Genomic DNA, 26,076 nt, shown 5'->3' with positions numbered 1-26,076 from the left:
ATCCTGCTGCAACGCAACATCAAACGGCTTTGGCGACCCGCCCCGCGCCCGTCGCCTCGGCGGCAGTGAGGGCACGGTAATGCGCGATCGGCTGCGGCCGCCCGATCAGATAGCCCTGCACTTCGTCGCAGCCGGCACGGGCCAGGAACGCGAGCTGGCTTTCGGTCTCGACGCCTTCGGCGATCACCGGCAGTTTCAGCGTGCGCGCCAGGCTGAGGATCGCTTCGACGATCGCGGCCGTTTCCGGGTTGATCTCGAGCTTGCGAGTGAACGCCTGATCGATCTTGATCTTGTCGAACGGAAACGATTGCAGGTACGACAGCGACGAATAGCCGGCGCCGAAATCGTCCATCGCGACGCGCACGCCGAGATTCTTGATCTTGCGCAGGATCGCGATCGCGCCGGAAAAGTCGTCGATCAGCACGCCTTCGGTGATTTCGATCTCGAGCCGTGACGGCTCCAGCCCGGTCTCCAGCAGGACTTGCAGAATCAGCGCCGGCACGTCGAGACGGCGGAAATCGAGCGGCGAGAAGTTGACGGCGATCGCAAGCGGCTTGGCCCACGACGCCGCCTCGGTACAGACGCTGCGCAGCACCCATTCGTCGATCGGACCGATCTGCCCGGTCTCTTCGGCCAGCGGCACGAACAGCGCCGGCGACACCATGCCCCGGATCGGATGACGCCACCGCAGCAGCGCCTCGAAGCCCACGATCTCACCGGACGTAGTCGCTTGCGGCTGGTAGTGGATTTCGAACTGCCGCTGCTCCAGCGCCACCGCGAGCTCGCGCTGCAGCGCGCGCTTTTCGCGGATCTGCAGGTCCATCGCCGGCTCGAACAGACACACCGTGCCGCGCTGCTCGGTCTTGGCGCGATACAGCGCCACGTCGGCATGAGCGATCAGCGCATCGGCATCCTCGCCGTCGCGCGGATAGACGCTGACGCCGGCGGTCGCGCCGACTCTGATCCGGTGGCCGTCGACCTCGAATTCGGAATCGCACAACCGGGCCAGTTGCCGGCAGACGTCCTGGATCGAGTCCGCCGCAGCGTCCGGCGGTGTGACGATCGAAAACTCGTCGCCGCCGGGCCGGGCCAGAAAGCCCCAATGGCAGGTATCGGCGAGGCGCCGCGCCATCTCGGCCAGGACCGCATCGCCGACCGCCTGGCCGAACACGTCGTTGATCTCCTTGAAGCGGTCGATGCCGAGCCGGATCACCGCAAAGCTGGCGTCGAACCGGCGGGCCTGTTCGACGCTTGCCACGATCCGCTCGTTGAAGGCGGCACGATTGGGCAGACCGGTGGCGACGTCGTGCAGCGCCAGATAGGCGAAACGCTGCTCGGCCTGTTTGTGATCGGTAATATCGACATGCTTGGCGATCCAGCCGCCGTTCGGCAGACGCTTCAGGTGGATCCGGATGTGCCGCCCGTCGCGCAAATCGGCCACCACGCTGGTCGGACCGCGGGAGACCAGCGCCGCGCGCAACTCGATCAGTTGTCCCGGCTCAGTGACGAAGTTGCCGGCACTACGCATCAGCGCCAGTATCCGAAGCAGGCTTTTGCCGGCGATATCGCGGCCGGGCGGGATTCCGTAGATGTCGAGGAACGCCTCGTTCCAGAGCTGCAACCTGCCGCCGGCGTCGAACAGACAAAAGCCGCGCGCTGTATCGTTGACGATCGCGTCGAGCAGCATGTCACGCTCGGCCAAGGTCAGGCGGGTGCGGCGGCCTGCGAGCAAATTCAGCCACACCGCCATCATCGCAAAGCAGGTGGTGGCGATCACCGAGCCGGTCATCAGCCCGAGTGCCCAGATCGGCGCCGACGGCGCGTCCGAGGCGACCAGCAGCGCCAGTGCGGCAGCAGCGGCGACCGCGCTCGTCGCCGCTGGGGCGGTGGCCCACATCCAATGCCGACGCACCTTGCCTTCGCTGACCCGGATGCTGCGCAGCCCGCCATAGCTCGCGACGACGCCGAGCGCACACAGCACGGCAGCCAGGGCGATCATCCCCAACGAGTGGGCGCTAGGTGCGGAAGATAGTTCGGCCATCGGCGATTGGAACCTGCTTTCGCTTCGCACTCTGGCATCCGGGTTTTGCCTAATGCTTAAAGCGGTCACAGAATTGGCCGAAGCTGCAGGGACCGAACGCCGCGCCGCAACCAATACTCATGATATCGGGAATATTGCAGCGTGCAGCCGGCAAGCGATGACGACGCGAAGTCGTACGCGACGCCGTTGCTGCGTCAGCTCACGGGCTCGGATACGGCTCCGACGGCAGGGCCGGCTGCCGGCGGCGCAGTCTCTCGCGATGCGCCGTATAGATGCCGCTGCCGATGATCACCGCGGCGCCGGCGAAGGTCCACAGATCCGGCACCTCGCCGAACACGCCGAAGCCGAGAAACGAGACCCAGACGAGCTGGCTATAGGTGAACGGCGCCAGCACCGAGGCGTCCGCATAACGATAGGCCAGCACCACCACCCACTGCCCCATCGTCGAGGCGAGCCCGACCAGCAGACCGATGCCGATGTCGTGCCAGCTCGGCGTCACCCAGACGAACGGCACCAGCGCGCTCAGGGTGACGAATCCGACCACCGCGGAGAACGACATCGTCACCACGGCGCGATCGGCACCGCTGATCATCCGCGTCAAGGTGAGCGTCAGCGCCCAGCCGAGCGCCGACAGGATCGGCAGAACGACCGCAGGATCGAACGCCGCCGAGCCCGGCCGGATCACGATCAGCACGCCGACGAGGCCGACCAGCGTCGCGATCCAGCGCCGGATGCCGACGTGCTCGCCGAGCAGCGGAATCGACAGCGCAGTGACGAACAGCGGCGCCACGAACGAGGTCGCCGAAGCCTCGGCGATCGGGAGGAACTGCAAACCGGTGATGAACAGCACCGACGACGCCACCAGCGCCAGCGCGCGCAGCACCTGAAGCTTCGGACGCGCCGAGCGCAGCGGCGCCTCCTTGGAGGCCAGCGCCACCGGGATCATGATCAGCACGAACACCAGAAACCGGATCCAGCCGATCTCGACCGGCGGCAGCGTCCGGCCGAGATATTTGGCCAGCGTATCCGAGCAGGCGAGAAACACCGTCGAGCCGACGATCAGCGCGATACCGCGCAGCGGGTGGTCGGCATGGCGATGGGTCAGCCGGCGCACGGCGTCGTTACTTGGCGAGGTGACGGTCAAGGCTCGATAACGCTTTGGGGATGACAGAAGGCTGGGCGGCTCCGCGGGCGGAGATCCGATCTACTAACAATCCGACAAAACGATGTTCGCCGCGCCGGCACAAGTGCCGAAATCGCGGCTCGGTCATGCGGCCGGTCCCCGCGTCGACGGCTCAGCACCTCGTCCCAGCACGGGCACGCAGCTCACAACATCGGCAGGCTGGCCGGCTCAGGCCCGAGCGGGCAGGCCTGGTCGATCGCGGCAATCACGTCGTCGGCGAGCTGCAGCCCGGCTGCGGCGGCATTTTCCGCGACGTGGGTTATGCTGGACGCCTTCGGGATGGCGAACACCGACGGCCGCCGGGTCAGAAACGCCAGCGCCACTTGGCGCGGGGTGGCGCCATGAGCATCGGCGATGCTCTGCAGCAGGCGACCGGCCGGACTGCGCGGCGCCGGAAATTCGTCGTGACCGAACGGCGAATATGCCGTCACCGCGACACCATGGGCTTCGCACCACGGAATCACAGCGTGTTCGATCGCCCGCTCGAGCAGATGATACAACACCTGATTGCAGGCGATCTTGCCGTCGCCGGCGATCCGGTGCAGCTCGCGCAAATCGCCGGCGTCGAAATTGCTGACGCCCCATGACAGAATTTTCCCGGCGGCAACCAGCTCCTCGAACGCCGCCACCGTCTCGCTGAGCTGATAATGCCCGCGCCAATGCAGCAGATAGCAGTCGAGCCGGTCGGTGCCGAGCCGCGCCAGGGAGCGCTCGCAGGCCGCGATGGTGCCGCGGCGGGAGGCGTTGCCCGGTAACACTTTGGAAACCAGGAACACCTCGTCGCGCCGGCCGGCGATCGCCTCGGCGACCAGCGGCTCGGCGTCGCCGTACATCTCGGCGGTGTCGATATGCGTCAGGCCGAGATCCAGGCCGCGCCGCAGCGCGGCGATCGCCGACGCGCGGTCACCCTGGTCGATGTACCAGGTGCCCTGCCCGATCGGCGCCAGCTTCGGCCCCATCCGGCCGAATCTGCGCATGTCCCCAGTCACCATCCACTCCCATCACGATGACGCCGTGCTGGCCATCATCGGCCGCGGCGCGGCCCCCTGGCCCGGCTTCAGCCGGAACTCGTAGGTCATCAAATGCCACGGCACCGCGGCTGCGCGGCCATCGGGCATCACCGCATCATTGCGCAATTCCACGTTGGAAATCAGTTCCTCTTTGACCCCGAACACCACGTCGGATTCCAGATATTTATCACCTTCGATGAAGACATGGGTGACCAGCGGCTCGAAACCAGGAGCGCTGATCAGAAAGTGCACGTGCGCCGGCCGCATCGGATGCCGCCGCGCCGCAAGGATCAGGTCGCCGACCGGGCCGTCGATCGGGATCGGGTAGCTGCACGGCAGGATGGTGCGGAACGCGATCCGGCCGTCCGCATCGGTGGTGAACCGCGCCCGCAGCGACGGGCCGCGCTCGGCATAGCCGGGTTTCTGGGAATCGTAGAAGCCGTCGTCGTCGGCGTGCCAGACGTCGACCGCGGCCTGGGCGATCGGCGCGCCGTCGAGATCGGTGATGCGAGCCTCGACATACATCGGCTCGCCGTCGACGCCTTGAGAAATGTCGGCGCCGCGCGGCATCGGCCTGTGTTCGCCGACATAGAATGGTCCGAGCACCGTCGTCTGCGTCGCGCCGGCGCGGTCACGGTGGTTGACGGCATCGACCAGCATCGAAACCCCGAGCACATCCGACAGCAGGATGAATTCCTGCCGGCTCGGCGTGGATTTCTGCCCGGTGCGGGTGAGAAAATCGATCGCCTTCTCCCATTCCTCGAAGGTCAGGCCGGTGCGGCGGACGTAGTCGTGCAGCGAGCGCACCAGTTCGCGCATCAACAGCTTCATGCGCGGATCGGGGGTTTCGTCGAAGCTCTTGACGACCGCCTCGGTGAGGTCGGTCTCGTCGAATTGAGGCATATCCCGCTCAGATGTCGTTGGAGAGGCGGCGACGGTACACCATGCTTCCCGTCGCGGTAAGCGCAGCCGCGGAAGGCCGGCATGCGCGGAAGGAGAGACCTGTTCGCTCCGCCGATCCGCACACGGCCGATAGGACGCGTCACGGTTTTCCGATATCAAAGGCGCCCGAGCGAACCATCCCAGAATCCGGGACCGTCAACCGGACGATCCACGATCTTCAGGAGTGAAGCGATGCCGAGCCAAGCCGCACTTGCCCAATCCTCGACGCCGACCATCGGATCGGCCGCCAGCGCCGGCATGTCAGAGGCCGCGCTGCGCCGGATCGACGACCATCTGCGGCGGCTGTATGTCGATTCCGGCAAATTGCCCGGTACCCAGACGCTGGTGTATCGCCGCGGACAGATCGTGTACCAGTCCTCGCTCGGCTTCGCCGACGTCGAACGCAAGGTCGCGGTGCGCGACGATACCATCTTCCGCATCTATTCGATGACCAAGCCGATCACCTCGGTGGCGCTGATGATGCTGTTCGAGGAAGGTCGGGTGCAGCTCGACGATCCGGTGGTCAAGTACATCCCGCAATGGGCCAATCTCGGCGTGTTCCAGGCCGGCATCGCGCCGTATTTCCTGACCAAGCCGCCGGCGCGGCCGATGCAGGTGGTCGACCTGCTGCGCCACACTTCCGGCCTGACCTACGGCTTCCAGAACCGCACCAATATCGACGCCGCCTATCGCGACAAGGGCATCGGCGCGTTCGAGAAGGCCGGGACGCTGGATTCCTGGATCGCCGATTTGGCGCAGATCCCATTGGAGTTCTCGCCCGGCGACGCCTGGAGCTACTCGGTGTCGACCGACATCATCGGCTACATCGTGCAGAAGATCAGCGGCATGCCGTTCGAGCAGTTCGTCAAGCAGCGCATCCTCGATCCGCTCGGCATGACCGACACCGACTTCTACGTGCCGCCTGCGAAAGCGCAGCGGCTGGCCGCCTGCTACACCGCCGACGGCAAGGGCGGCATGACGCTGTCGGACGATCCGGAAACCTCGAGCTTCCTGAGCCCGCCAGCGCTGATCTCCGGCGGCGGCGGACTGGTGTCGACGACGGCCGACTATCTCACCTTCTGCCGCGCGCTACTGAACGGCGGCGAACTCGGCGGCGTCCGGCTGCTCGGGCCGAAGACGCTGAAGCTGATGACCAGCAATCATTTGCCCGGCAATCGCGACCTGACCCAGATGTCGCTGTCGATGTTCTCCGAAGCCACCAACGCCGGCATCGGCTTCGGGCTCGGCTTCGCCGTCAACATGAACCCGGCGCTGACGCTGCTGCCGGGCTCGGCCGGCGAATATTATTGGGGTGGCGCCGCCTCGACCGCGTTCTGGATCGATCCGGCCGAAGAGCTGATCACCATCTTCATGACCCAGCTCATCCCCTCCAGCGCCTACCCGATCCGCCGCGAACTGCGTACGTTGGTGTACAGTGCGATCACGCAGAGCAACGTGTAGCCTAGCACAGCCTCCGCTTTCATTCCGGGGCGCGAGCGCAGCTCGCGACCCCGGAATCTCGACCTTCAGTGCACCGCAGAGATTCCGGGTTCGCTCACTTCGTGAGCGCCCCGGAATGACGCGGAGAGAGCGGAGCGCGATAACCGCGCAGCCTCAAATCTTCCGCTCCCGCCCCTGCCAGAACGGATCGCGCACCGCGCGGCGCAGCAGCTTGCCGACCGGGCTCTTCGGCACCTCGTCGATGAAGCGGACCTGCTTCGGCACCTTGTAGCTCGCCACCCGCTCCCGCGCGAAGGCGATCAGTTCGGCCTCCTCGGCACTGGCGCCCTGGCGCAGTGCCACGAAGGCCGCGACGCTCTCGCCCCATTTATCGTCCGGCAGGCCGACCACCACCACCTCGCGCACCGCCGGATGCGCCGCCAGCGCGTCCTCGACCTCGCGCGGATAGACGTTGTAGCCGCCGGACACGATCATGTCGGAGGTGCGGTCGACCAGATACAGATAGCCGTCCTCGTCGAAGCGGCCGACGTCGCGGGTGCGCAGCCAGCCGCCCGGCAGAAACATCTGCGCGTTCAGCTCCGGCGCGTTGTAATAGCCCTTCATCGCGAACGGCGTGCGCAGCGCGATCTCGCCGGCCTCGCCGGGCGCGACCTCCTCGCCGGCCTCATCGACCAGCTTGACTTCGCAGTCGATCGACGGCCGACCGCAGGACGCCAGCCGCTGCTCCGCCTTCGGCCCGACGTGATCCGATTTCGTCAGATGGGTGATGAAGATCGGCGCTTCGGACTGGCCGTAATATTGCGCGAACCGCGGCCCCCACAGCTTCAGCGCCCGCTGCATCACCGGCCGCGGCATCGGCGAGGCGCCATAGATGATGCTGTTCACGCTCGCAAAGTCCGCCTGCTCGATGCCGGGATGATCGAGCAGCATGCCGATCATGGTCGGCACCAGATTGAGCGCGGTCGGCTTCCAGCGCTCGACCGCGTCGAGATAGCTCGCCGGCGTGAAGCCGGGCAGCACCGCGGCGACGCCGCCGCGCAGCCAATACGGCACGATGAAACAGCCCGAGGCGTGGATCATCGAGGCGGCGTGCAGCATCACATCGCCCTCGCCGACCTCCATGTTGATCAGCACGTTGGTGGCCATCGCCGCCCAGCTCGCCTGGGTGTGCTCCACCGCCTTGAGCTTGCCGGTGGTGCCGGAGGTGAAGATGGTGATGACGATGTCGTCCGGCTCGCAGCGCCGCGCCGGCGGCGTATCCGGCTGCGCCTGAGCGAGCTGCAGCAGATCGTCCGCATCCGGACCGCCGATGCTGATCAGCTTCAACCCCTGCATCGCCTGCGCCAGCTCGCGCGCCCGCTCGGTCAGGTCGGTACCGTGGATCAGGATCGAGACCCCGGCGCCTTCCAGCATCTGCTGCTGTTCGACCAGCGACAGCCGCGAGTTCAGCGGCACCCGCGACAGCCGCGATTTGACGAAGCCGAAATCGATCGGCAGCGTGTAGATCGAATTGTTCAGCAGCATCCCGACCCGGCTGCCCACCTCGAGCTTGAAGGTGTCGATGAAGACGTTGGCGATCCGGTTCGACAACAGGTCGACCTCGGTGAACGTCATGCGCTGATCGCCGAACATCACCGCCGTCTTCGGCCCGTGATACACAGCGCCGCGCCGGATCATCTCGGATGCCAGCATCGTCGTCCTCCCTCGCTTCGCGCCCGCCGCTTGCTGCGCCGTGGCTGTAAGGTCATCACACCATCCACTCGTCATTCCGGGGCGCGAGCGACAGCTCGCGAACCCGGAATCTCGATGTTCAAGGCACGGCTGAGATTCCGGGTTCGTCCGCCTGCGGCGGACGCCCCGGAATGACTCGAGGAAAGTTGTGCGCCCCCTGAATGACCGCCTGCGGCGGTCACTTCCCCGGCCACACCGGCTTGCGCTTCTCGGCGAACGCCTTCAGGCCCTCTTTGGCGTCCTCGGTCATCGCAAGCAGTGCGATCTGGCTTTCGGTGTAGGCGATGCTCTCGTCGAAGGACATCGCGGCGATCGCGCGCATCGCGTATTTGCCGCGGCGGATCGCGGTCGGCGATTTGTCGGTCAGCCGCTTCGCCAGCCAGTCGACCTTGGCGTCGAGCTCAGCCGTCGGCACCGCGTAGTTGAGGAGGCCAGCCGCCAGCGCGGCTTGCGCGTCGAACGGCTCGCCGGTCAGCGCCCATTCGGCGATCAGCCGGCGCGGCGCGATGTCCTGCAGCAGGCTCATCACCTGCATCGGAAACACCCCGACCTTCACCTCGGGCAGGCCGAACACGACGTTGTCGGCCGCCACCGCCATGTCGGTCATGCACAACAGCCCCATGCCGCCGGCCATGCAGGTGCCGTTGACCCGGGCGATCGACGGCTTGGTCGAATTCTGCGCCAGCCGCAGCAGATCGGCATAATCGACATTCGGCTTGGAGAAATCGAACGAGAACGCCGCCCCGGTCGATTGCAGGTCGGCACCGGCGCAGAACGCCTTGTCGCCGGTGCCGGTGAGCACGATCACCCGCACCTCGGCATCGTCATGCGCCTGCTTCCAACCACGGGTGATGCCCTCGACCACGCTGGCGTTGATGGCATTGCGCTTGTCGGGACGGTTGATGGTGATCCACAGCGCATTGTCGCGCTTGTCGATGATCACGGCGTCGTTGCTCATGGCAGTCTCTCACTCGGCAGCGGATTGGATCTCGGCGACGATGCGGCCGGCGGTGACCTGCTCGCCTTCGGCGACATCGATCGCGATGATGCCAGAGCTTGGGGCCTTGTGCACATGCTCCATCTTCATCGCTTCCAGCGTCAGCACCGGCTGGCCGGCCTCGACGCGGTCGCCGGCCTTGACCAGCACCGCGACGACGCGGCCGTTAAGCGCGGCGCGCAGCTTGCCGTCGCCACCACCGCGCGCCGCGCTCTGCGGCGCCGCACGGGTGAGATCGACAATGCTGTTCTGCACGCCGAGCCGCTGCACGAACAGCCGGTCACCGGCGCGGTGAAACACCGCGGATTCGCCGAGCCCCTTGGCCTGGAAGCGGATGCCGTTCGCCGACAACTCCTCGATCACGAAGCTGATCGGCTGCCCGTCCTGCGTGACGACGTAGCTGCCGTCGCGTTCGCGCACCACCTCGCAGGCCTGCTCCGCGCCGTCGAGCTCGAATTTGAGCCGGGTCGGAAACACCGCCGCCAGCGACCGGCCGGGCCGATGCGGCGGGGCGTAGGGATCGGTGACGTAGAGCAGCAGCGCGGCGACCGCAGCGGCCGGCACCGCATCGTCCGGCAGCGCCCGCACCAGCTCGTCGCGGTGCGCCGCGATGAACGCCGTGGTCGCCTCGCCGGCCGCGAACGCCTTGTGGCGCAGACAGGCGGCGAGGAAGCCGCGATTGGTAGTGACACCGAACGCGATCGTGCCGTCGAGACCATGGATCAGCTTGCGCCGCGCCTCGTCGCGGCTGGCGCCGACCGCAATGACCTTGGCGATCATCGAGTCGTAATACGGCGGGATCTCCGCGCCCGATTGCAGCGCATGCTCGACGCGCAGCTCGGCCGGCATCCGCCACAGCGCCATCCTGCCCGATTGCGGCATGAAGTCGTGATCGGCATCCTCCGAACACAGCCGCACCTCGATCGCGTGGCCCTTGAACGTCACGTCGTCCTGGCGCAGCGGCAGCGGTTCGCCGGCGGCGATGCGGAGCTGCAGTTCGACCAGATCGAGCCCGGTGATCGCCTCGGTCACCGGATGCTCGACCTGCAGGCGGGTGTTCATCTCCATGAAGTAGAAGTTGCCTTCGCTGTCGAGCAGGAATTCCAGCGTGCCGGCGCCTTCGTAACCGATCGCCTTGACGGCATTCACCGCGACGGTGCCCATCTGTTCGCGCAGCACGTCCGAGACCGCCGGCGACGGCGCTTCCTCGATCAGCTTCTGGTGGCGGCGCTGCACCGAGCAGTCGCGCTCGCCGAGATGGATGGCGGCGCCGTAGCGATCGCCGAACACCTGAATCTCGATGTGGCGCGGCTGCAGGATCGCGCGCTCCAGGATCACGGTCGGATCGCCGAACGCGCTTTGCGCTTCCGAGCGCGCGCTGCGCAACGCGTCCGCCAGCGCCGCGGCGTCCTTGACCAGCCGCATGCCGCGGCCGCCGCCGCCGGCCACCGCCTTGATCATGATCGGAAAGCCGATCCGCTCGGCTTCGCGGATCATCGCGGCGTCGCTCTGGTCTTCGCCCTGATAGCCCGGCACGCAGGGCACGCCGGCCTTCAGCATGATCTCCTTGGCGCCGGCCTTGTTGCCCATCGCGGCGATCGATTCCGCCGATGGCCCGATAAACACCAGACCCGCGTCGCGGCACGACGCGGCAAAGTCCTCGTTCTCGGCGAGGAAGCCATAGCCGGGATGCACCGCGTCGGCGCCGGCGGTCTTCGCCGCAGCGATGATCGCCGGGATTTTCAGGTACGATTGCGACGGCTGCGCGCCGCCGATCGCCACCGCCTCGTCCGCCGAGCGGACATGGGCGGCGTCGGCATCCGCGTCGGAATACACCGCCACCACGCCATAGCCGAGCCGGCGGGCGCTGCGCATCACCCGCAGCGCGATCTCGCCGCGGTTGGCGATCAGGATCTTGGAGAAAGGCGTCAGCTTCAACATACGGGTCACACTCATGGCCGGGACACCGCGAACTGCATGCGCTGCGGCTCACGCGCTTCGCTCTCACGACAGATCGCCAGCACTTCGGCCAGCACCGCGCGGGTGTCGCGGGGATCGATCACGCCGTCGTCGAGCATCCGCGCCGAGGTCGCGAATACGTCCATCTGGCCGTTGAACACCGCGGTGATGCCGGCCTTCATCTGATCGAGCTTTTCGCGATCGAGCGGCACGCCCTTTCTCGCCGCGCCGGCTTCGGCGACGATTCCCATGGTCTCGGCGGCCTGCTCGCCGCCCATCACAGCGGTTTTGGCGTTGGGCCAGGAGAAGCAGAACCGCGGATGGAAACCGCGGCCGCACATGCCGTAGTTGCCGGCTCCGAACGAGGCGCCGCAATAGATCGTGATCTGCGGCACGGTGGCCGAGGTCACCGCCTGGATCATCTTGGAGCCGTGCTTGATCATGCCGGCTTCTTCATAGGCGCGGCCGACGATGTAGCCGGTGGTGTTGTTGAGATACAGGATCGGGGTGCGCGACTGGCAGCACGCCTGGATGAAGTGCGTCGCCTTGTTGGCGCCGGCCGGATCGAGCGGACCGTTGTTGGTGATGATGCCGATCGCCATGCCGGCGATCCGCGCCTGGCCGACCACCGTGGCGGGGCCGTAGTTCGGCGACATCTCGGTGAAGTCGGAGTCGTCGACGATCCGTGCGATCACCTGGCGCATATCGACCGGACGCTTGTGATCCATCGGCATGATGCCGAGCAGTTCTTCCGGATCGTACAGCGGCGGGTGATAGGTCGCGGGATCCGGCCCCGGACCGGAGCGGTCCCATGGCAGCCCGGCCATGATGTCGCGCGCGATCCGCAGCGCGTCCCGGTCGTCTTCGGCGAGGTAATCGCCGAGACCGGAGATCGAAGTGTGCATCTCCGCCCCGCCGAGTTCTTCCTCGGTGGCGATCTCGCCGGTCGCGGCCTTGAGCAGCGGCGGCCCGGCGAGGAACGCCCGTGTCCGGCCGCGCACCATCACGATGTAGTCGGACAGGCCGGTCTGATACGCGCCGCCCGCAGTCGACGAGCCGTGCGTCACCGTCACCACCGGCAGCCCAGCGGCGGACATCCGCGCCAGGTTGCGGAAAATATTGCCGCCGCGGACGAAGTCCTCGACCCGGTAGCGCAAGAGATTGGCGCCGGCACTCTCGACCAGTTGCACGAACGGCAGCTTGTTCTCCAGCGCCAGTTCCTGAATCCGCAGCGTCTTGTCGAGACCGAACGGCTGCAGCGCACCGGCATCGATCCCGGAATCGTTGGCGCTGATCATGCAGCGGATGCCGGCCACATAGCCGATGCCACCGATCACGCCGCCGCCGGGCACGCTCTTGTCGGCATTGGCCGTGTCGAACATGTAGCCGGCGAGCGTCGACAGTTCGAGGAACGGCGTGCCCGGATCGAGGACCAACGCGACGCGCTCGCGCGGCAGCAATTGCCCGCGCTTGTGGAAGCGCTCGGCGGAGGCCGACGACAGCGTCCGCGCCCGCGCCTCCAGCATCCGCATCCGCTCGATCAGCGCCAGCATGCCGTCGCGATTGGCCCTGAAGCCCTCACTCCCCGGCGCCACGGTGGATTCGATGATTGCCATTCACGTTGTCCTTGCCATCCAGAGCGCCCATCAACGGCTGCGTTCTGGAACCTCTTCGCTTCGTTGGTCATTCCGGGGCGCGACCGCAGGTCGCGAACCCGGAATCTCGAAGTGCCCTTTACGTCGGGATTCCGGGTTCACGCCGCTTTGCGGCGTGCCCCGGAATGACGACAACGAGCACTCATCCCGTCTGCCCGAGCATGAAGTGATCGGTGAACGCGTTGCGCAGCTCGACCTTGCGCAGCTTGCCGGTCGCGGTCATCGGCATCTCGTCGACGATGCGCAGCAGCTTCGGCACCTGGAAGCCGCCGAGATGCTTCTTGCAGTGTTCGATGATCTCAGCCTCGGTCGCCTGCGCGCCGGGCTTGAGCTTGACGAAGCCGGACACCGCCTCGCCCCATTGCGGATGCGGCAGGCCGACAACCGCGGCGTTCATCACCGCCGGATGCGCCAGCAGCGTCTCCTCAATCTTGACCGAGGCGACGTTCTCGCCGCCGGACTTGATCATGTCCTTCTTGCGGTCGAGGAACAGCACCTCGCCGTGCTCGTCGATCAGCGCCAGGTCACCGGTGTGGTGCCAGCCGAATTTTCGCGCGGCCTCGGTGGCCTCCGGATCCTTGTAATAACCGAGCATCACGTTAGGGCCGCGATGCACGATCTCACCGATCTGGCCGACGCCGAGCAGGTTCCCGGAATCGTCCATGATCGCGGTCTCGTTGACCAGCGTCGACTCGCCCCAGTAGTTGCCGAAGCGTTCGAGCTGGCGGTCCGGCTGCGACATCGTCGTCGCCGGATACATCTCGGTCTGCCCCGACGGCTGCACGAAGGTCGGACACAGCTCGGCGATCGCACGCTCCAGCAGCGGCCGCGGCATCGGCGCCATGGTGTAGATGCAGCAGCGCAGGCTGGAGAGATCGAATTCCTTGCGCCGCGGATGATCGAGGATCACCTGATACATCAGCGGCAGGCCGATGAAGACGGAGAGCTTGTCGCGCTGGATCGCCTCCATGCAGGCGACCGGATCGAAGCCGCGCATCAGCGCCATCTTGCCGCCGACGATCAGATAGGACAGCAGCACGACGTGGGCGGCGCAGTGAAACAGCGGAAACTGCCCGGTGATGCCGTCGTTGCGCGACAGGTGCATCTCGATGGCGTTGCTCATCGCCGCCATCGTCACGGCGAGGTGGCCGTGCATCGCTCCCTTCGGCCGCGAGGTGGTGCCAGAGGTGTAGATGATCATCGCCAGATCGCGGTCGTCGAACGCCACCTCGGGCTCGATCTCGGACTGGCCGTCGAGAAGCTGATCGAAGGTCGGCAGCCCGGTGTCGGCGGCCTTGCCGGCCAGATTGACAGCGATCAGTTCAATGCCGCGGGCCTCCAGCGCCGCGCGGCGTTCCGGCTGGCCGAACAGATTGTCGTCGATCACCGCGACCTTCACCTCGGCGTGGTCGAGGATGTAGCTCATGTCGTCCGGGCCGAGCATGGTGTTGATCGGTACCCAGACCAGGCCCGCCCGGTGAATGCCGAACAGCGCTTTGACGAACTCGACCGAGTTGTTGCAGATCGTCGAGATCTTCGCGCCCGGCTTCAGCCCGCGCGCCACCAGCGCGTTGGCGAAGCGGTTGGCGTCGCGTTCAAGTTCGTCGTAGCTGACCTGACGGGCGCCGTCGGTCAGCGCGATCCGGTTCGGAAACCGCTTCGCCGATTTGCGCAAGATGTCGCCGATCGCCACGCGGCCGATCCGCCCCGGTCCCGGCACGCCGCCGGTCGCTTCAAGACTGGTCATGGTTTACTCCCTCGAGGTGAGGCAGCTCTTCCGGCTGCTTGATGTGCGATGCTTATCGGTTGTCATTCCGGGGCGCCGCGCAGCGGCGAACCCGGAATCTCGACGGTGGCAGAACATCTCGGGATTCCGGGTTCGCGCTTACGCGCGCCCCGGAATGACTCGTGATTAGTGCAGCACACCAAAGATCTTGCGCGCCTCTTCGGGCGAAGCGATCGCACGCCCGGCCCGCCGTGCGCAGCCGGCGATCTCTTCGATCAACTGGCCGTTCGAAGTCACCTTCTCGCCGCTCGCCAGATAGAACGTGTCTTCGAGACCAGTGCGCAGATGGCCGCCGAGGTCGGCGCAGGCCTGGTGCAGCGGCCAGATCTCGGCGCGGCCGATCGCGGTGACCTGCCAATGCGCCTCGGGCCGCTTCAGCTTGAGCAGGATCGGCAGCAATTCCGGATCGGCCGGCATCCCGGAGGCGACGCCCATCACGAAATTATATTCGAGCGGCCCGGAATACATCCCGGTCTGCACATACATCCCGACGCAGCGCACGATTCCGACGTCGAAGCACTCGAATTCCGGAATGGTGCCGGCATCCTTCATCGCGTCGAGGAAGTCCTGAATCTTCTCGACCGAGTTGTCGAACATCATCGGCGGCCAGGCCCAGCTATTGTCGGCTTTCACTTTCAGATAGTTCAGCGAGCCGGCGTTGCAGGCGGCGATCTCCGGCCTGGTCTCGCGGATGCAGGCGAGCGGGCCCTGGTAGTTGGGGCCCGAAGTGCCGGAGGTGTGGTTGATGATGATGCCCGGGCAGGCCTCGCGGATCGCCTGTTGGATCTCGCGCGACACGCTGACATCCCAGCTCGGCAGATGCCCCTTGTCGGGGCGCTGATCGCGCAGGTGGATGTGAACGATGGCGGCGCCGGCATCGTAGGCCGCCTTGGCCTCTCGTGCCATCTGTTCAGGGGTCACCGGCACATGGTGCTGCTTCGGATCGGTCAGCACGCCGTTCAGCGAGCAGGTGATCACCGCCTTGTCGCTCATTCGCTTCCAGCCCTTTCAGGTTGCTGCTACGCCGCAAATGTCTGCGGCGCGAACCATGTTGGCTGGAATGATGCTGAGCAGGCGTCGGCGTATCTTGCGCCGACGCGCTGAGTGCGGTGGTTAGGTGCGACCGTGCCGCAATTCGCCGGCGCGCAGAGCGTGCGGATCGCTGCGCCAGATCGCCAGATCGCGCGAGCCGGAGAAGATCGCGCGCGGCTGGAGGCCGTAGAACCGCCGGATAGAGTGACTGAAATGCGTCGAGTCCGGATAGCCGATGTCCTGCGCCAGATGCGCGAGGTTGATATCGGAATTGACGAAGTGCAGCAGGTGCCGCGCCCGCTTCCAGGCGCGGAAGGCACGAAACGACACGCCGGTCTCGTCCTTGAACAGATGCAGGAAGCGCGACTGCGACAGGTTGGCGGCGCCGGCGCAATCCTCGGCCGTCACCGTGTCGGTCCCGACGTCATTGAGGCGAGCGATCGCGCGGGCGACGCGGCGGTCGATCGCGCGCGCCGGCAGCGGCTCGCCGAACACCAGGTTGTCGAATTCGGTGGTGGTGAAGCCGTCGCGGCGGCCGGTCGCCACCAGTGCCTGATAGGCCTGCCGGATCCGGCTCGCCATTGCCAGCGCGCCGGCCCCGCCGATCCGAGCGCCCAGCGCAGCCATCGGCGCCGGCAGCACGGTTTCCGGCTCGATGATCAGGCTGATGATGCAGCGCGAATCCGATTCGACATTGTGCGGCAGATAAGGCGGCACGAACGCGACTGCGCCGACCTGCTCGGGCCGGCCCTCGATCGTCACCCGCAAGGTGCCCTGCATCGAGACGTAGATCGCATAGCCGCCGCTGGTACGGCGGCGCGGACGGCCGAGCAGGCCGGCATAAAACACGCGTTCGGGGCTGATCAGCATCAAATGTCCGGAAACCGGACAATCGTCGTTCGTCATCGGTCCTCCCGGGGCGGGTTGTCGCCCGTTCCCGCATCGTTCTGCGGCGCCCTCTTCGCGGAGCACCGCCGACAATACAGCAACCTCGGGCGTTGTCACCGGGCGAGATGACGCGGAAATTCCGTCCCGGGCGGGAAACCGCGCCCGGGGGCCGGATCAGGGAGGATTCAGGCGCGTTTCGGCACCTGCTGGGCCTCGCCGGCGCGGGTTTCCGCCTCCAGCGCCCGCTGGTAGCCGTCACGCTGCTGCAGGCGGGCCCAATAGGCCGCGACGTTCGGGCCGAACTCCTTGGCGAGGCCGAGATTGCCGGCGAGCCTCAGCGCGTAGCCGATCACCACGTCGGCGGCGGTGAACCGGCCGGCGCAGAGGTATTCGCTCTGCCCGGCCGCCGCCTCGACGGCGCGCAGCCGGCCGAGGAACCACTTGGCGTAGTCCTCGACCACCTGCGGCTGGCGCCGCTCCGCCGGCTCCAGCGTGCCGTAGCGCAGCACCAGAGTCTGCGGGAAGGTCAGCGTCGCATCGGAGAAGAACATCCAGTTGAGATAAGTCCCGTAGGCCGGATCATCGACCCCGACCACCAGCGGCGTCGGCCCGTGGCGCGTGCCGAGATACTGACAGATGCCGGAGGACTCGGTCATCTTCGTCTCGCCGTCGATCATGAACGGGATGGTGCCGAGCGGATTGATCGCCAGATACTCCTTGGCGAACACCCGCGGCGGAAACGGCAGCATCTTCAGCTCGTAGTCGAGCCCCATCTCCTCCAGCATCCACAACGGCCGGAACGACCGCGCGCCGTGGCAGTGATATAGCGTGATCATGTTGCGACCGTCGCCTCCCTTTGTCTTCGCTTTTACCAATCACTGACCTCATGGTGAGGAGCGCGCCCTGGCGCGCGTCTCGAACCATGAGCCACACGTCGCTCACCCTTCGAGACGCCCGGCGATGCCGGGCTCCTCAGGGTGAGGTCTTCGTACCAGTTACGCCTTCCCCGGCAGCGTGCCGTTCATCTTGCACAGAATGCCGAGCATCACCTCGTCGGCGCCGCCGCCGATCGCGGTCAGGCGGCTGTCGCGATAGGAGCGGCTCACCAACGTCTCGTTCATGAAACCCATGCCGCCCCAGAATTGCAGGCAGGCGTCGGGAATCTCGCGGCCCAGACGGCCCGCCTTCAGCTTGGCCATGGTGGCGAGCCCGGTGACGTCCTCGCCGGCGACCAGCGCTTCGGCGGCGCGATACACCAGCGAGCGCAGCAGCTCGACCTCGGTCTGCAGCTCGGCGAGCCGGAAATGGATCATCTGGTTGTCGAGCAGCGGCTTGCCGAACGCCTTGCGACCACGGGTGTAGTCGATGGTGTTCTGGATCGTCTTTTCGTGCGCCTTAAGGCACGCCGCCGCGCCCCACAGCCGCTCCTCCTGGAACTGCACCATCTGATAGGTGAAACCGAGTCCCTCTTCGCCGATCCGGTTGCGCTTGGGTACCCGCACCTCGTCGAAATAGATCTGCGCGGTGTCGGACGAGCGCATCCCGAGCTTGTCGAGCTTGCGCGCGATCGTCACGCCCTTGGTCTTCATCGGCACGCAGATCAGCGACTTGTTGCGATGCACCGGGCCCTCGCCGGTGTTGCAGAGCAGACAGATCCAGTCCGCCTGGGTGCCGTTGGTGATCCACATCTTGCCGCCGGAGATCACGTAGTCGTCGCCGTCGGATTTCGCCGTGGTCTTGATTCCTGCGACGTCCGAGCCGGCGCCGGGCTCCGACACGCCGATGCAGGCGACGTAGTCGCCGGCGATCGACGGCGCCAGAAACTCCTTGCGCAGCTCGTCGGAGCCGAACCGCGCCAGCGCCGGCGTCGCCATATCGGTCTGCACCCCGATCGCCATCGGCACACCACCGCAATTGATCGCGCCGAGTTCCTCCGCCATCATCAGCGCATAGGAGTAATCGAGCCCCTGCCCGCCATATTCGACCGGCTTGTTCAGCCCGAGGAAGCCGAGATCGCCGAGCTTCTTGAACAGCTCGTGCGCCGGGAAGATGCCGGCGTTCTCCCACTCGTCGACGTGAGGATTGATGTCGCTCTGAATGAACTTCTGCAGAATGCGGCGCGGTTCGTCGTGGTCTTGGTTGAACAGCATTGTCTCTTCCCTGGTCATTCCGGGGCGCACGCCGCAAGCGGGCGAACCCGGAATCTCGCTCGTTATTGTCGTTCTTCTCGATCACCTCGGGATTCCGGGTTGGCGCTGCGCGCGCCCCGGAATGACGATGTGAGGCTAAAGCCCCATCTGCCGGCTGGCGAGGTCCTTCATGATTTCCTCGGTGCCGCCGCCGATGGCGTTGACCTTGACGTCGCGATAGATCCGCTCGACCTTGACGCCGCGCATATAGCCGGCGCCGCCGAAGATCTGCACCGCCTCGGAGGCGCAGAACGCCATCGTCTGGGTCGCCTGATTCTTCAGCATGCAGATTTCGGCGATCGGGCTTTCGCCCTGATCGACCCGCCAGGCCAGCAGTTCCAGCATCGCCTGCGAGGCAGCGATCTTCTGCGCCATGTCGACCAGCTTGTGGCGGATCACCTGATGCTTCACCAGCGGCTTGCCGAAGGTGACGCGCTGCTTGGCATACGCGATCGCCTCGTCGAGGCAGACCTTCGAGGCGGCGATGCAGCCGGCCGCCATCGTCAGCCGCTCGCTGTTGAAGTTCATCATGATGATCATGAAGCCGGCGCCCTCGGTGCCGAGCAGATTGCCGGCGGGCACGCGGCAGTTGTCGAAATGCAGCGTCGCGGTGTCGGACGCCCACCACCCCATCTTTTTCAGCGGCGTGCGCGTCAGCCCCGGCGTGTCGCCGGGAATCAGCAGCAGGCTGACTCCGCCCGGGCCCTCGCCGCCGGTGCGCACCGCGGTGGTGATGTAGTCGGCGCGCATCCCGGAGGTGATGAAGGTCTTCTCACCGTTGACGACGTAGTGGTCGCCGTCGCGTACCGCGCGGGTGCGCAGGTTCGCAACGTCGGAGCCGCCCGACGGCTCGGTGATCGCCAGCGCCGAGATCTTCTTGCCCGCCAGAATTTCCGGCAGCACCCGGGCCTTCAACTCGGCCGAGCCGGCGCGCGCGATCGGCGGCGCGCCGATCGAGTGGCTGTTCAGGCTGGCGCTGACGCCGCCGGCCGCCGCCCGCGCCAGTTCCTGGGTGGCGACGATCCACATGAACTGATCGCACGGCGTGCCGCCGTATTCTTCCGGAAAGCCGAGGCCGAGCAGCCCGATCGCGGCGGCCTTTTCGTACAGCTCGCGCGGGAAGCCGCCGGCCTCGTCCCATTCGGTGGCGAACGGCTCGATTTCATTCTGGACGAAACGCCGGACGACGTCGCGGAACGCGACGTGGTCGGCGGTGTAGAACAGTGAGCTGGTCAATCCTAAGCACCCGCGGTCGGCTTCACGCGACGTCGAGGATGCCGGGAAAGCACGGAACCGCCTTGCGTCGAGGCGCTGGCCGCTACGCCGCGGCCGCGCCGAGCGTCACGGATGCTTCTGCTGCGCGATGTAGGCCGCCAGATCCTTGGTATCGTTGCGGCTCAGCGCCATGTTGGCCATCTTGGGATGCGGCTCGAGCAGGAAGAACGCCAGCCTCTCCTCGTTGAAGCTCGGCTGCGACGCGATCGCCGCGAACGACGGCGCCATGTCGCTGCCCTTGCGCTGCTGGTCGGAGACGACGTGACAACCGGTGCACCAGCGCTTGGCCAAGATCTCGCCGTTGCCGACATCCGACGCCCGTGCGGACGACACGCCGGCGATCAGCAGCAACGACAGGCCGAGAGTCAAAACGCGCATCGACGGTCCCTCGTCTTCTGCGAGGCGGCCGAGACCGCCGGGCAAATCACAGCAAGTTCCGCTGTTTACTTCAACCTGCGGCGAGGCGATAGATGGTCGAAGGGCGGGGATCGCGGGCAACCGCCGCCCTACCCCGCGCAGCCGGCCGGCGTTTTCTTCGGTCCCAAAAGGTGCATTATTGATCAATACAGGCCTCGCTTTGGACCTCCCGGCTCATGCTGACCGCGCAACGTGATTCGCTTCGGCTGCTCCGCGCGATCCTGATCGCCTCCGTGGTGCTGCCGGTCGCGCTGTTCAGCTATGCCGCGTGGCTGTCGTATCGTACCAACGAGGCCAATGCCGACCGCCAGATCGACAAGACACGCGACATTATCACCGAGCACGCGCTGAAGATCTTCGAGTCGGTGCAGCGCTCGATGGCGGAGACCGCCGAGATCGTCCGCGGCATGTCGGACGAGGATATCCGCGCCGCCGAACCCACGCTGCACGAACGCCTCAAGCGGCTGGCCGGCGGCTCCGAACAAATCAAGTCGATGTGGATCTTCGACAGCACCGGCCGTCCGCTGGTCAATACCATGCAGTTCCCGTCGCCGCGGCCGGATCTGTCCGATCGCGATTACTTCCGCGCCCATCGCGACCAGGACATCGGCCTTTACGTCGGCCGGGTGCTGCAGCCGCGACCGCCGTTCGACGGCGCACCGTTTTTCAGCGTCGGCCGGCGCCGCAACACGCCGGACGGCCGCTTCGCCGGCGTGATCCAGACCTCGGTGCTGCCGGATTATTTCGAGGGATTTTACGCCAAAGTCGGTCGTGATGACGGCAGCTTCGCGTCGCTGGTCCGCGAGGACGGCGCGATCCTCGCCCGGATGCCCGAGATCGACGGCAGCGACGTGGCGGTGAAGCCGGAGGGCATCGTCGGTCAGGCGATACGCGAGGGCCGCAGCGAGGGGCGAATGACCACGGTGTCGTCGCTCGACGGCATCGAGCGCCGCGTCGCGTTCCGCAAGCTGCCCGACCTGCCGGTCTATGTGTTCGCCGGACTCGAGACCAGCGCGATCCGGTCGATGTGGCTGGCGCAGATCGGCGCCTATCTGCTGGTCGGCCTGCCGGCAACCGCCGCGCTGATCGCGATCGTGCTGCTGGCGATGCGGCGGACGCAGAAGCTGTACGAAGAGGCCGACCGCCGTCTCGTCGCGGAGAACGCCCTGAAGCAGGCGCAGCGGCTGGAATCGCTCGGCCGCCTCACCGGCGGGGTCGCGCACGACTTCAACAACCTGCTGATGGTGGTCGGCGGTTCGGTGCAGAAGCTGCGACGCCGGCACAGCGACCTGCAGGACATCCGCAGCTTCGACATGATCGATTCCGCAGTCGCCAAGGGCACCGCCCTGACCCGGCAATTGCTGTCGTTCTCACGCCGGCACAATGTCGCGGCGCAAGCGGTCGATCTCGGCGATGCGGTGAACAAATTCGCCGACGTGCTGCGGCAGTCGGTACGCAGCGAGATCGGCATCGTGATCGAGCCGCCCGACCAGCCGGTGGTGGTGACGATCGATCCCAACGAATTCGAGATCGCGCTGCTCAATCTCGCCCTCAACGCGCGCGACGCGATGCCCGATGGCGGCCGCATCACCATCTCGATCCACACCGAGACGCTGAAGAATTTCGGTCCGCGCCGGCTCAGCGGCGGCTACGCCATCCTGTCGTTCGCCGACACCGGCGTCGGCATCCCGGACGACATTCGCGAGCGGATCTTCGAGCCGTTCTTCACCACCAAACCGGTCGATCGCGGCACCGGTCTCGGCCTCAGCCAGATTTACGGCTTCGTGCAGCAATCCAGCGGCGCCATCACGGTCGAGAGCGAACTCGGCCGCGGCACAAGGTTCGATCTGTTTCTGCCGCTGTCGTCGGAAACGCCGGCCCGCGAGGATTCGGAAGCTCATGTGCCCGTCTTCAACGGCGAGGCGCCAAAGACTCTTCTGCTGGTCGAAGATCATCCGGACGTCGCCGCAGTCGCCGCCGATTATGCGACGCAATGCGGCTTCTCGGTCGTCCCGGCAAACTGTGCCGAAGCTGCGGTCGAGGTGCTCAACCGGCGGGAGGACATCGATCTGGTGTTCAGCGACATCGTCATGCCGGGCATGAGCGGGCTGGAACTGGCGCGGCTGATCCGAGAGCATCATCCGGAAACCCCGGTGGTGCTGGCGTCCGGCTACAGCGACCGCTCGGCGTCGGCACTCAGCGAAGGCTTTCTGCTACTGCAGAAACCCTACACGCTGGAAAACATGCGCGACGCGCTGGCGCAGGCTCAGCAACAGCCTGCGACGCGACCGAAATCTTGACCGTGAGGGCGCTGGAGCGGAGAGCCTCCGCTCCAGCGGTCGCCAGAGTTACCAGCGGCGATGGTGATGCCAGTGCCGATGATGGATCGCTCGCGGACGCAGGCCGGGCCCGTATCCGGCGCGGATCACCGGCGCTCCGTAATAGCCATAGGCGCGATACGGCCGGTAATACGAACGGGGGGCGTAGTAAACTGGACGCGGCCGATAGTAATAGCGCGGCCCGCCGTAATAGCCGGGCCCCCCGTAATAACCGGGGCCGCCGTAATAGCCGACATAACGCGGGCCATAGCCGTAGCCACCGTAGTACGGACCGCCGCCGTAATAGCCGTAGCCCGGACCATAGGCATAGGCCGACGAGGCGACACCGGCGATCAGCGCACCGGCGGCGAGACCGCCGATGAGAGGCCCGATGCCGTTACGGGCTTCGGCCGGAGCCGGCGCCGCAACGGTGGCGACCGCAAGGGTCGCGACGGTCCCGAGTACCAGAGCAGTTTTCGTCATGGAGCACATCCTGTGAGCCGTTGAATGTGGTCGGTTAAACTGCAGTTTCCGGCAAAAGTTGCGGGAACCTGGGTGCCGGATCGTAATTCACGGGTAAAATCTATGTACGCTGGAGGCCAAAACCTGAACGCGCCAGTTGTCGCACCCGCCACGGCCGCTCCGTCCCGTCAGGATTTCGGCGCTGACGTTTCCGCCGTGACGATGCGATACTTGTTCAATTCTTCCGGCTTGAACACGAACAACCTATCCTTCGGGGTTTCCATCGCCCGGATCCAGACTTCCAGATCGATTCCCATCTCGCCCAGGTAGCGTTGGCAGCGCGCCGAAATCCGCTGCGCGTCGCTCATCTGGTCGCGCGGCGGCGACGCCGCGGTCTCGCCGGCGTTCACCGCGAATACCTGATGCACGCCGACCGCGGCCTTGGCGCCGACGCGGCGCTCGGTGCCGCCGAACAGCACCAGCGGACAGGACGAGGCGCAGTATTTTCCGGCCTCGACTTCGGTGGCGAGCCTGTGCTCGCGGATCATGCGGCCGATCGCCAGCGCGTCGGACACCGAACCGCCGGGCGAGTTCAGCACCACCGTCTTGATGTACTCGGCGTGGCGCGCGAGTTCCTTGCCGAACGCCTCCGCGCTTCCCGGCGTGATTGTGCCATTGGCCTGGAGACGGCCGCCGCTCACCAGTTCGAACGTCATCGGCTTGCCGAGTGCACCGCTGGGCTGCGGCAGTGGCGTCAGGCGGTCGCCGTCCGGCAGCCACGGCGACAGGACCTCGGGCAACGACGGCAGGCTGAGCGGCGACGTCTCCCGCTGCGCGCCGCCGCTTTCCGGACTGGCGAGATCGTAGGCGAGCACGGCGACGGTGCCGACAATCAGCAGGCGGAAGATCATCCGCAGCACCGCATCGTCCGGATTGCCGGAGAGCCAGATCTGGAAACGCTGCGACAGCGTGGCCATGCGCTTACTTCGCCTGGCGCGCCGAGGCGAGCGCGGTGACGTTCTCGTCGACGGCCGCAGCCGGCTCGACGCCCGGCACCGACGGCTGCCGCTCGGGCGCGAGCGGCGCCGCTCCGTCGCCGGCATTGCGGCTCGCCTGCTCGACCTCCCGTGCCATCTGCAGCGCCGCCATCAGCTCGGCCGCAGTCATCGACGAAGCGTGCGCCGCAGGCAGCCCCTCGCGGCGGATCGCGGCGTGGACCACGCACAGGATCAACACCAGCACCGCCGGCATCAGGTCGATCGAGATCGCACCGGCCCAACTCGGAATGAAGTCGCCCGCGTAGCGCAGCACGGCCTCGGCCGGCGACATCGCTTGGAACCGGGCGGGTTCGATCTTGGGACGATCGAGGATCGCGTCGGCGGCTGCGGCGAGCGAGGCCGCCTGCGCGGCCACCGCCCCCTCCACCTTGCCGACCACCGAGGTCTGCCGGTCGGCGAGATCGACGTTGCGCCCGCTGGCCGCCGGCGCGATGAACGACGACGACAGCGAGGTCGCGGCGCGCTTCACTGCCGGCGCCACCGAGGTCTGCTGCAGATTGGCGATGACGCCCATCAGCGCCAGCGACTCGGTGGCGAAGCCGTCACTGCGCGCGCTGATCGGGCCGCGGTCGGACACCAGTTCGCGCATCCTGGCGAGATGCTTGCCGCCTTCTTCGAACAGCGACGTCACGCGCTTGCCGGAGGCCTCGACCTCCTTGCCGAGGCTGTCGAGCTGGCTCGACATCTGGGTCAGCAACTGCACCACCGTGCCGGACCCGGCGGTGCCGGTGAGCGACCCGGCGCGCTCGGCCTCGGCCAGCTTGGCGAAGCGCGACGCCGCGATCTGGATATCCGGCAGCAGACCCTGCGCGGCGATAGCGTTGGTGTTGGCGGCGTCGAGATCGCGCGTGTAGTCCTGCACGGTGATCGCCAGATGCTGCCGGATCGCCGCGGCGCCGGCCAATGCCGAGGCGTTGAGCCACGACGACATCGCCACGATCATCAGCGAGCCGAGCAGCATGCAGCCGAACATCAGCCAGCGGCCGGCGCGATCGACCACATGCGGCATGAACTGCATCAGGAACACCCAGAAGGCGTAGATGCCGACCGACACCGCCACAGAATAGATCAACGCCGCAAAGAACACCGTGGTGGCGCTGCCGTTGAGCAGATCGCGCACGCCGAGATAGGTGTAGACGCCGGCCGCCACCGCGAGGATCGCGGTGGTCAGCTTCAGCATCACTTCGAGCCGAACCACACCGCGCGACAGCAGCAGCGAGGACGGAACCATGGACGAGGTGGACGACAAGGAAGATTGCGACGGGGAACTAGCGGCCGGAGGAGCGGCTTCGGGCATCTGGACATCCAACAGGTGCGCATGCTGCGCACGGCCAACGCCCCCGCGTTCAGGCCGACTGTTAGTTGTCGAGTTGGACCAGATTATGGTGGGGCCGCGGCGGCGCCACATCGGCGGCGGAACGACGCGGCTCAGAAGTGAGCGTTCAACCCGACCATCGCCTGGTGCCGCTCGAACTGATCGAGCTTGAGACACCGTGGATCGCCGCGCGCTCGCCTGCGACCTGCACCTGCCAGATGTCGGCCCCCTCCGAGCGTCGGCGCGAGCTCGTCGGAGAAGGTCGGACCGACGAACACCGCATCGCCGCTGAACCGGTCGAGCCCGCCGCCGCCATAGGCGCGCAGAAAGCGCAATCCCACACCCGCGATGAAGTGC

At 66.5% G+C, this 26,076-nt stretch carries 21 protein-coding genes; 2 read left to right on the top strand and 19 right to left on the bottom strand.

Annotation, left to right across the window (positions count from 1 at the left end):
* Nucleotides 1-19 precede the first annotated feature (19 nt).
* From FLL57_RS06620 to FLL57_RS06605, 4 genes are all read right to left on the bottom strand, one after another.
* Nucleotides 20-2,155, bottom strand: a complete 2,136-nt coding sequence (locus FLL57_RS06620; RefSeq protein ID WP_235677223.1) for a putative bifunctional diguanylate cyclase/phosphodiesterase — start codon at nt 2,153-2,155, stop codon at nt 20-22.
* An 85-nt stretch (nt 2,156-2,240) separates the two neighbouring features.
* The gene (locus FLL57_RS06615; RefSeq protein WP_047307518.1) at nt 2,241-3,185 is read right to left on the bottom strand and encodes a DMT family transporter; all 945 of its coding nucleotides are present in this window, start codon (nt 3,183-3,185) and stop codon (nt 2,241-2,243) included.
* A gap of 182 nt (nt 3,186-3,367) precedes the next feature.
* Nucleotides 3,368-4,201 carry an aldo/keto reductase gene (locus FLL57_RS06610; protein ID WP_185966194.1) on the bottom strand — a complete coding sequence of 278 codons (834 nt, stop codon included), beginning with the start codon at nt 4,199-4,201 and terminating at the stop codon, nt 3,368-3,370.
* Between the two features lie 24 nt (nt 4,202-4,225).
* A complete protein-coding gene (locus tag FLL57_RS06605; RefSeq protein ID WP_142882452.1) occupies nt 4,226-5,137 on the bottom strand; it encodes an intradiol ring-cleavage dioxygenase in 912 nt (303 codons plus the stop codon).
* Nucleotides 5,138-5,368: 231 nt separating this feature from the next.
* On the opposite strand from FLL57_RS06605, the gene FLL57_RS06600 reads away from it, so the two are divergent.
* On the top strand, nt 5,369-6,637 hold the full coding sequence (locus tag FLL57_RS06600) for a serine hydrolase domain-containing protein (protein ID WP_142882451.1): 1,269 nt from the start codon (nt 5,369-5,371) through the stop codon (nt 6,635-6,637).
* Between the two features lie 153 nt (nt 6,638-6,790).
* Here FLL57_RS06600 and FLL57_RS06595 read toward each other — a convergent pair whose 3' ends face one another.
* The 11 genes from FLL57_RS06595 to FLL57_RS06545 form a co-directional block, all read right to left on the bottom strand.
* Nucleotides 6,791-8,329 (bottom strand): AMP-binding protein, encoded by a 1,539-nt coding sequence (locus FLL57_RS06595; RefSeq protein ID WP_142882450.1) that lies wholly within the window; start codon nt 8,327-8,329, stop codon nt 6,791-6,793.
* Nucleotides 8,330-8,546: 217 nt separating this feature from the next.
* Nucleotides 8,547-9,326, bottom strand: coding sequence for an enoyl-CoA hydratase/isomerase family protein (locus FLL57_RS06590; protein WP_047308910.1), 780 nt, complete (start codon nt 9,324-9,326; stop codon nt 8,547-8,549).
* A gap of 9 nt (nt 9,327-9,335) precedes the next feature.
* A complete protein-coding gene (locus FLL57_RS06585) occupies nt 9,336-11,321 on the bottom strand; it encodes an acetyl-CoA carboxylase biotin carboxylase subunit (protein ID WP_185966193.1) in 1,986 nt (661 codons plus the stop codon).
* Nucleotides 11,318-12,940: an acyl-CoA carboxylase subunit beta gene (locus FLL57_RS06580; protein ID WP_047308912.1), complete on the bottom strand. Its 1,623-nt coding sequence runs from the start codon at nt 12,938-12,940 to the stop codon at nt 11,318-11,320. The genes FLL57_RS06585 and FLL57_RS06580 overlap by 4 nt, the downstream gene beginning before the upstream one ends.
* A 181-nt stretch (nt 12,941-13,121) precedes the next feature.
* Entirely contained in the window at nt 13,122-14,726 is a 1,605-nt protein-coding gene (locus FLL57_RS06575) for an AMP-binding protein (RefSeq protein ID WP_047308913.1), read from the bottom strand.
* A 165-nt stretch (nt 14,727-14,891) separates the two neighbouring features.
* Nucleotides 14,892-15,758 carry a 3-keto-5-aminohexanoate cleavage protein gene (locus FLL57_RS06570; protein WP_142882449.1) on the bottom strand — a complete coding sequence of 289 codons (867 nt, stop codon included), beginning with the start codon at nt 15,756-15,758 and terminating at the stop codon, nt 14,892-14,894.
* 120 nt (nt 15,759-15,878) lie between these two features.
* Complete coding sequence (locus tag FLL57_RS06565) at nt 15,879-16,703, bottom strand: helix-turn-helix transcriptional regulator (protein ID WP_013503072.1); 825 nt, start codon at nt 16,701-16,703, stop codon at nt 15,879-15,881.
* Between the two features lie 167 nt (nt 16,704-16,870).
* Complete coding sequence (locus FLL57_RS06560) at nt 16,871-17,521, bottom strand: glutathione S-transferase family protein (RefSeq protein WP_013503073.1); 651 nt, start codon at nt 17,519-17,521, stop codon at nt 16,871-16,873.
* A 159-nt stretch (nt 17,522-17,680) separates the two neighbouring features.
* A complete protein-coding gene (locus tag FLL57_RS06555) occupies nt 17,681-18,835 on the bottom strand; it encodes an acyl-CoA dehydrogenase family protein (RefSeq protein ID WP_142882448.1) in 1,155 nt (384 codons plus the stop codon).
* 135 nt (nt 18,836-18,970) lie between these two features.
* A complete protein-coding gene (locus FLL57_RS06550; RefSeq protein WP_047309105.1) occupies nt 18,971-20,110 on the bottom strand; it encodes an acyl-CoA dehydrogenase family protein in 1,140 nt (379 codons plus the stop codon).
* A 105-nt stretch (nt 20,111-20,215) separates the two neighbouring features.
* Complete coding sequence (locus FLL57_RS06545; RefSeq protein WP_013503076.1) at nt 20,216-20,527, bottom strand: c-type cytochrome; 312 nt, start codon at nt 20,525-20,527, stop codon at nt 20,216-20,218.
* A 215-nt stretch (nt 20,528-20,742) separates the two neighbouring features.
* Between FLL57_RS06545 and FLL57_RS06540 the strand changes: the two genes are divergently transcribed.
* Nucleotides 20,743-22,866 (top strand): hybrid sensor histidine kinase/response regulator, encoded by a 2,124-nt coding sequence (locus tag FLL57_RS06540; protein ID WP_142882447.1) that lies wholly within the window; start codon nt 20,743-20,745, stop codon nt 22,864-22,866.
* A 48-nt stretch (nt 22,867-22,914) separates the two neighbouring features.
* Here FLL57_RS06540 and FLL57_RS06535 read toward each other — a convergent pair whose 3' ends face one another.
* The 4 genes from FLL57_RS06535 to FLL57_RS06520 all read right to left on the bottom strand — a co-directional run bounded on the left by FLL57_RS06535 (nt 22,915) and on the right by FLL57_RS06520 (nt 26,054).
* Nucleotides 22,915-23,367, bottom strand: coding sequence for a hypothetical protein (locus FLL57_RS06535; RefSeq protein ID WP_013503078.1), 453 nt, complete (start codon nt 23,365-23,367; stop codon nt 22,915-22,917).
* A 167-nt stretch (nt 23,368-23,534) separates the two neighbouring features.
* A complete protein-coding gene (locus tag FLL57_RS06530) occupies nt 23,535-24,323 on the bottom strand; it encodes a hypothetical protein (RefSeq protein ID WP_142882446.1) in 789 nt (262 codons plus the stop codon).
* Nucleotides 24,324-24,327: 4 nt separating this feature from the next.
* Nucleotides 24,328-25,701, bottom strand: a complete 1,374-nt coding sequence (locus FLL57_RS06525) for a hypothetical protein (protein ID WP_142882445.1) — start codon at nt 25,699-25,701, stop codon at nt 24,328-24,330.
* Between the two features lie 131 nt (nt 25,702-25,832).
* Complete coding sequence (locus FLL57_RS06520; protein WP_142882444.1) at nt 25,833-26,054, bottom strand: hypothetical protein; 222 nt, start codon at nt 26,052-26,054, stop codon at nt 25,833-25,835.
* Nucleotides 26,055-26,076: the final 22 nt, after the last annotated feature.

Origin of the sequence: Rhodopseudomonas palustris (assembly GCF_007005445.1) — a bacterium.
GTDB lineage: Bacteria > Pseudomonadota > Alphaproteobacteria > Rhizobiales > Xanthobacteraceae > Rhodopseudomonas > Rhodopseudomonas palustris_G.
The sequence above is the reverse complement of the archived record's forward strand: the minus strand, read 5'-3'. Positions and strand labels throughout refer to the sequence as shown.

Excerpts from the sequence above, each read along its gene's own strand:
- FLL57_RS06610 (WP_185966194.1), bottom strand. The coding sequence starts at position 4,201 with ATGCGCAGATTCGGCCGGATGGGGCCGAAGCTGGCGCCGATCGGGCAG.
- FLL57_RS06605 (WP_142882452.1), bottom strand. The coding sequence starts at position 5,137 with ATGCCTCAATTCGACGAGACCGACCTCACCGAGGCGGTCGTCAAGAGC.
- FLL57_RS06600 (WP_142882451.1), top strand. The coding sequence starts at position 5,369 with ATGCCGAGCCAAGCCGCACTTGCCCAATCCTCGACGCCGACCATCGGA.
- FLL57_RS06595 (WP_142882450.1), bottom strand. The coding sequence starts at position 8,329 with ATGCTGGCATCCGAGATGATCCGGCGCGGCGCTGTGTATCACGGGCCG.
- FLL57_RS06590 (WP_047308910.1), bottom strand. The coding sequence starts at position 9,326 with ATGAGCAACGACGCCGTGATCATCGACAAGCGCGACAATGCGCTGTGG.
- FLL57_RS06585 (WP_185966193.1), bottom strand. The coding sequence starts at position 11,321 with ATGAGTGTGACCCGTATGTTGAAGCTGACGCCTTTCTCCAAGATCCTG.
- FLL57_RS06580 (WP_047308912.1), bottom strand. The coding sequence starts at position 12,940 with ATGGCAATCATCGAATCCACCGTGGCGCCGGGGAGTGAGGGCTTCAGG.
- FLL57_RS06575 (WP_047308913.1), bottom strand. The coding sequence starts at position 14,726 with ATGACCAGTCTTGAAGCGACCGGCGGCGTGCCGGGACCGGGGCGGATC.
- FLL57_RS06570 (WP_142882449.1), bottom strand. The coding sequence starts at position 15,758 with ATGAGCGACAAGGCGGTGATCACCTGCTCGCTGAACGGCGTGCTGACC.
- FLL57_RS06565 (WP_013503072.1), bottom strand. The coding sequence starts at position 16,703 with ATGACGAACGACGATTGTCCGGTTTCCGGACATTTGATGCTGATCAGC.
- FLL57_RS06560 (WP_013503073.1), bottom strand. The coding sequence starts at position 17,521 with ATGATCACGCTATATCACTGCCACGGCGCGCGGTCGTTCCGGCCGTTG.
- FLL57_RS06555 (WP_142882448.1), bottom strand. The coding sequence starts at position 18,835 with ATGCTGTTCAACCAAGACCACGACGAACCGCGCCGCATTCTGCAGAAG.
- FLL57_RS06545 (WP_013503076.1), bottom strand. The coding sequence starts at position 20,527 with ATGCGCGTTTTGACTCTCGGCCTGTCGTTGCTGCTGATCGCCGGCGTG.
- FLL57_RS06540 (WP_142882447.1), top strand. The coding sequence starts at position 20,743 with ATGCTGACCGCGCAACGTGATTCGCTTCGGCTGCTCCGCGCGATCCTG.
- FLL57_RS06535 (WP_013503078.1), bottom strand. The coding sequence starts at position 23,367 with ATGACGAAAACTGCTCTGGTACTCGGGACCGTCGCGACCCTTGCGGTC.
- FLL57_RS06530 (WP_142882446.1), bottom strand. The coding sequence starts at position 24,323 with ATGGCCACGCTGTCGCAGCGTTTCCAGATCTGGCTCTCCGGCAATCCG.
- FLL57_RS06525 (WP_142882445.1), bottom strand. The coding sequence starts at position 25,701 with ATGCCCGAAGCCGCTCCTCCGGCCGCTAGTTCCCCGTCGCAATCTTCC.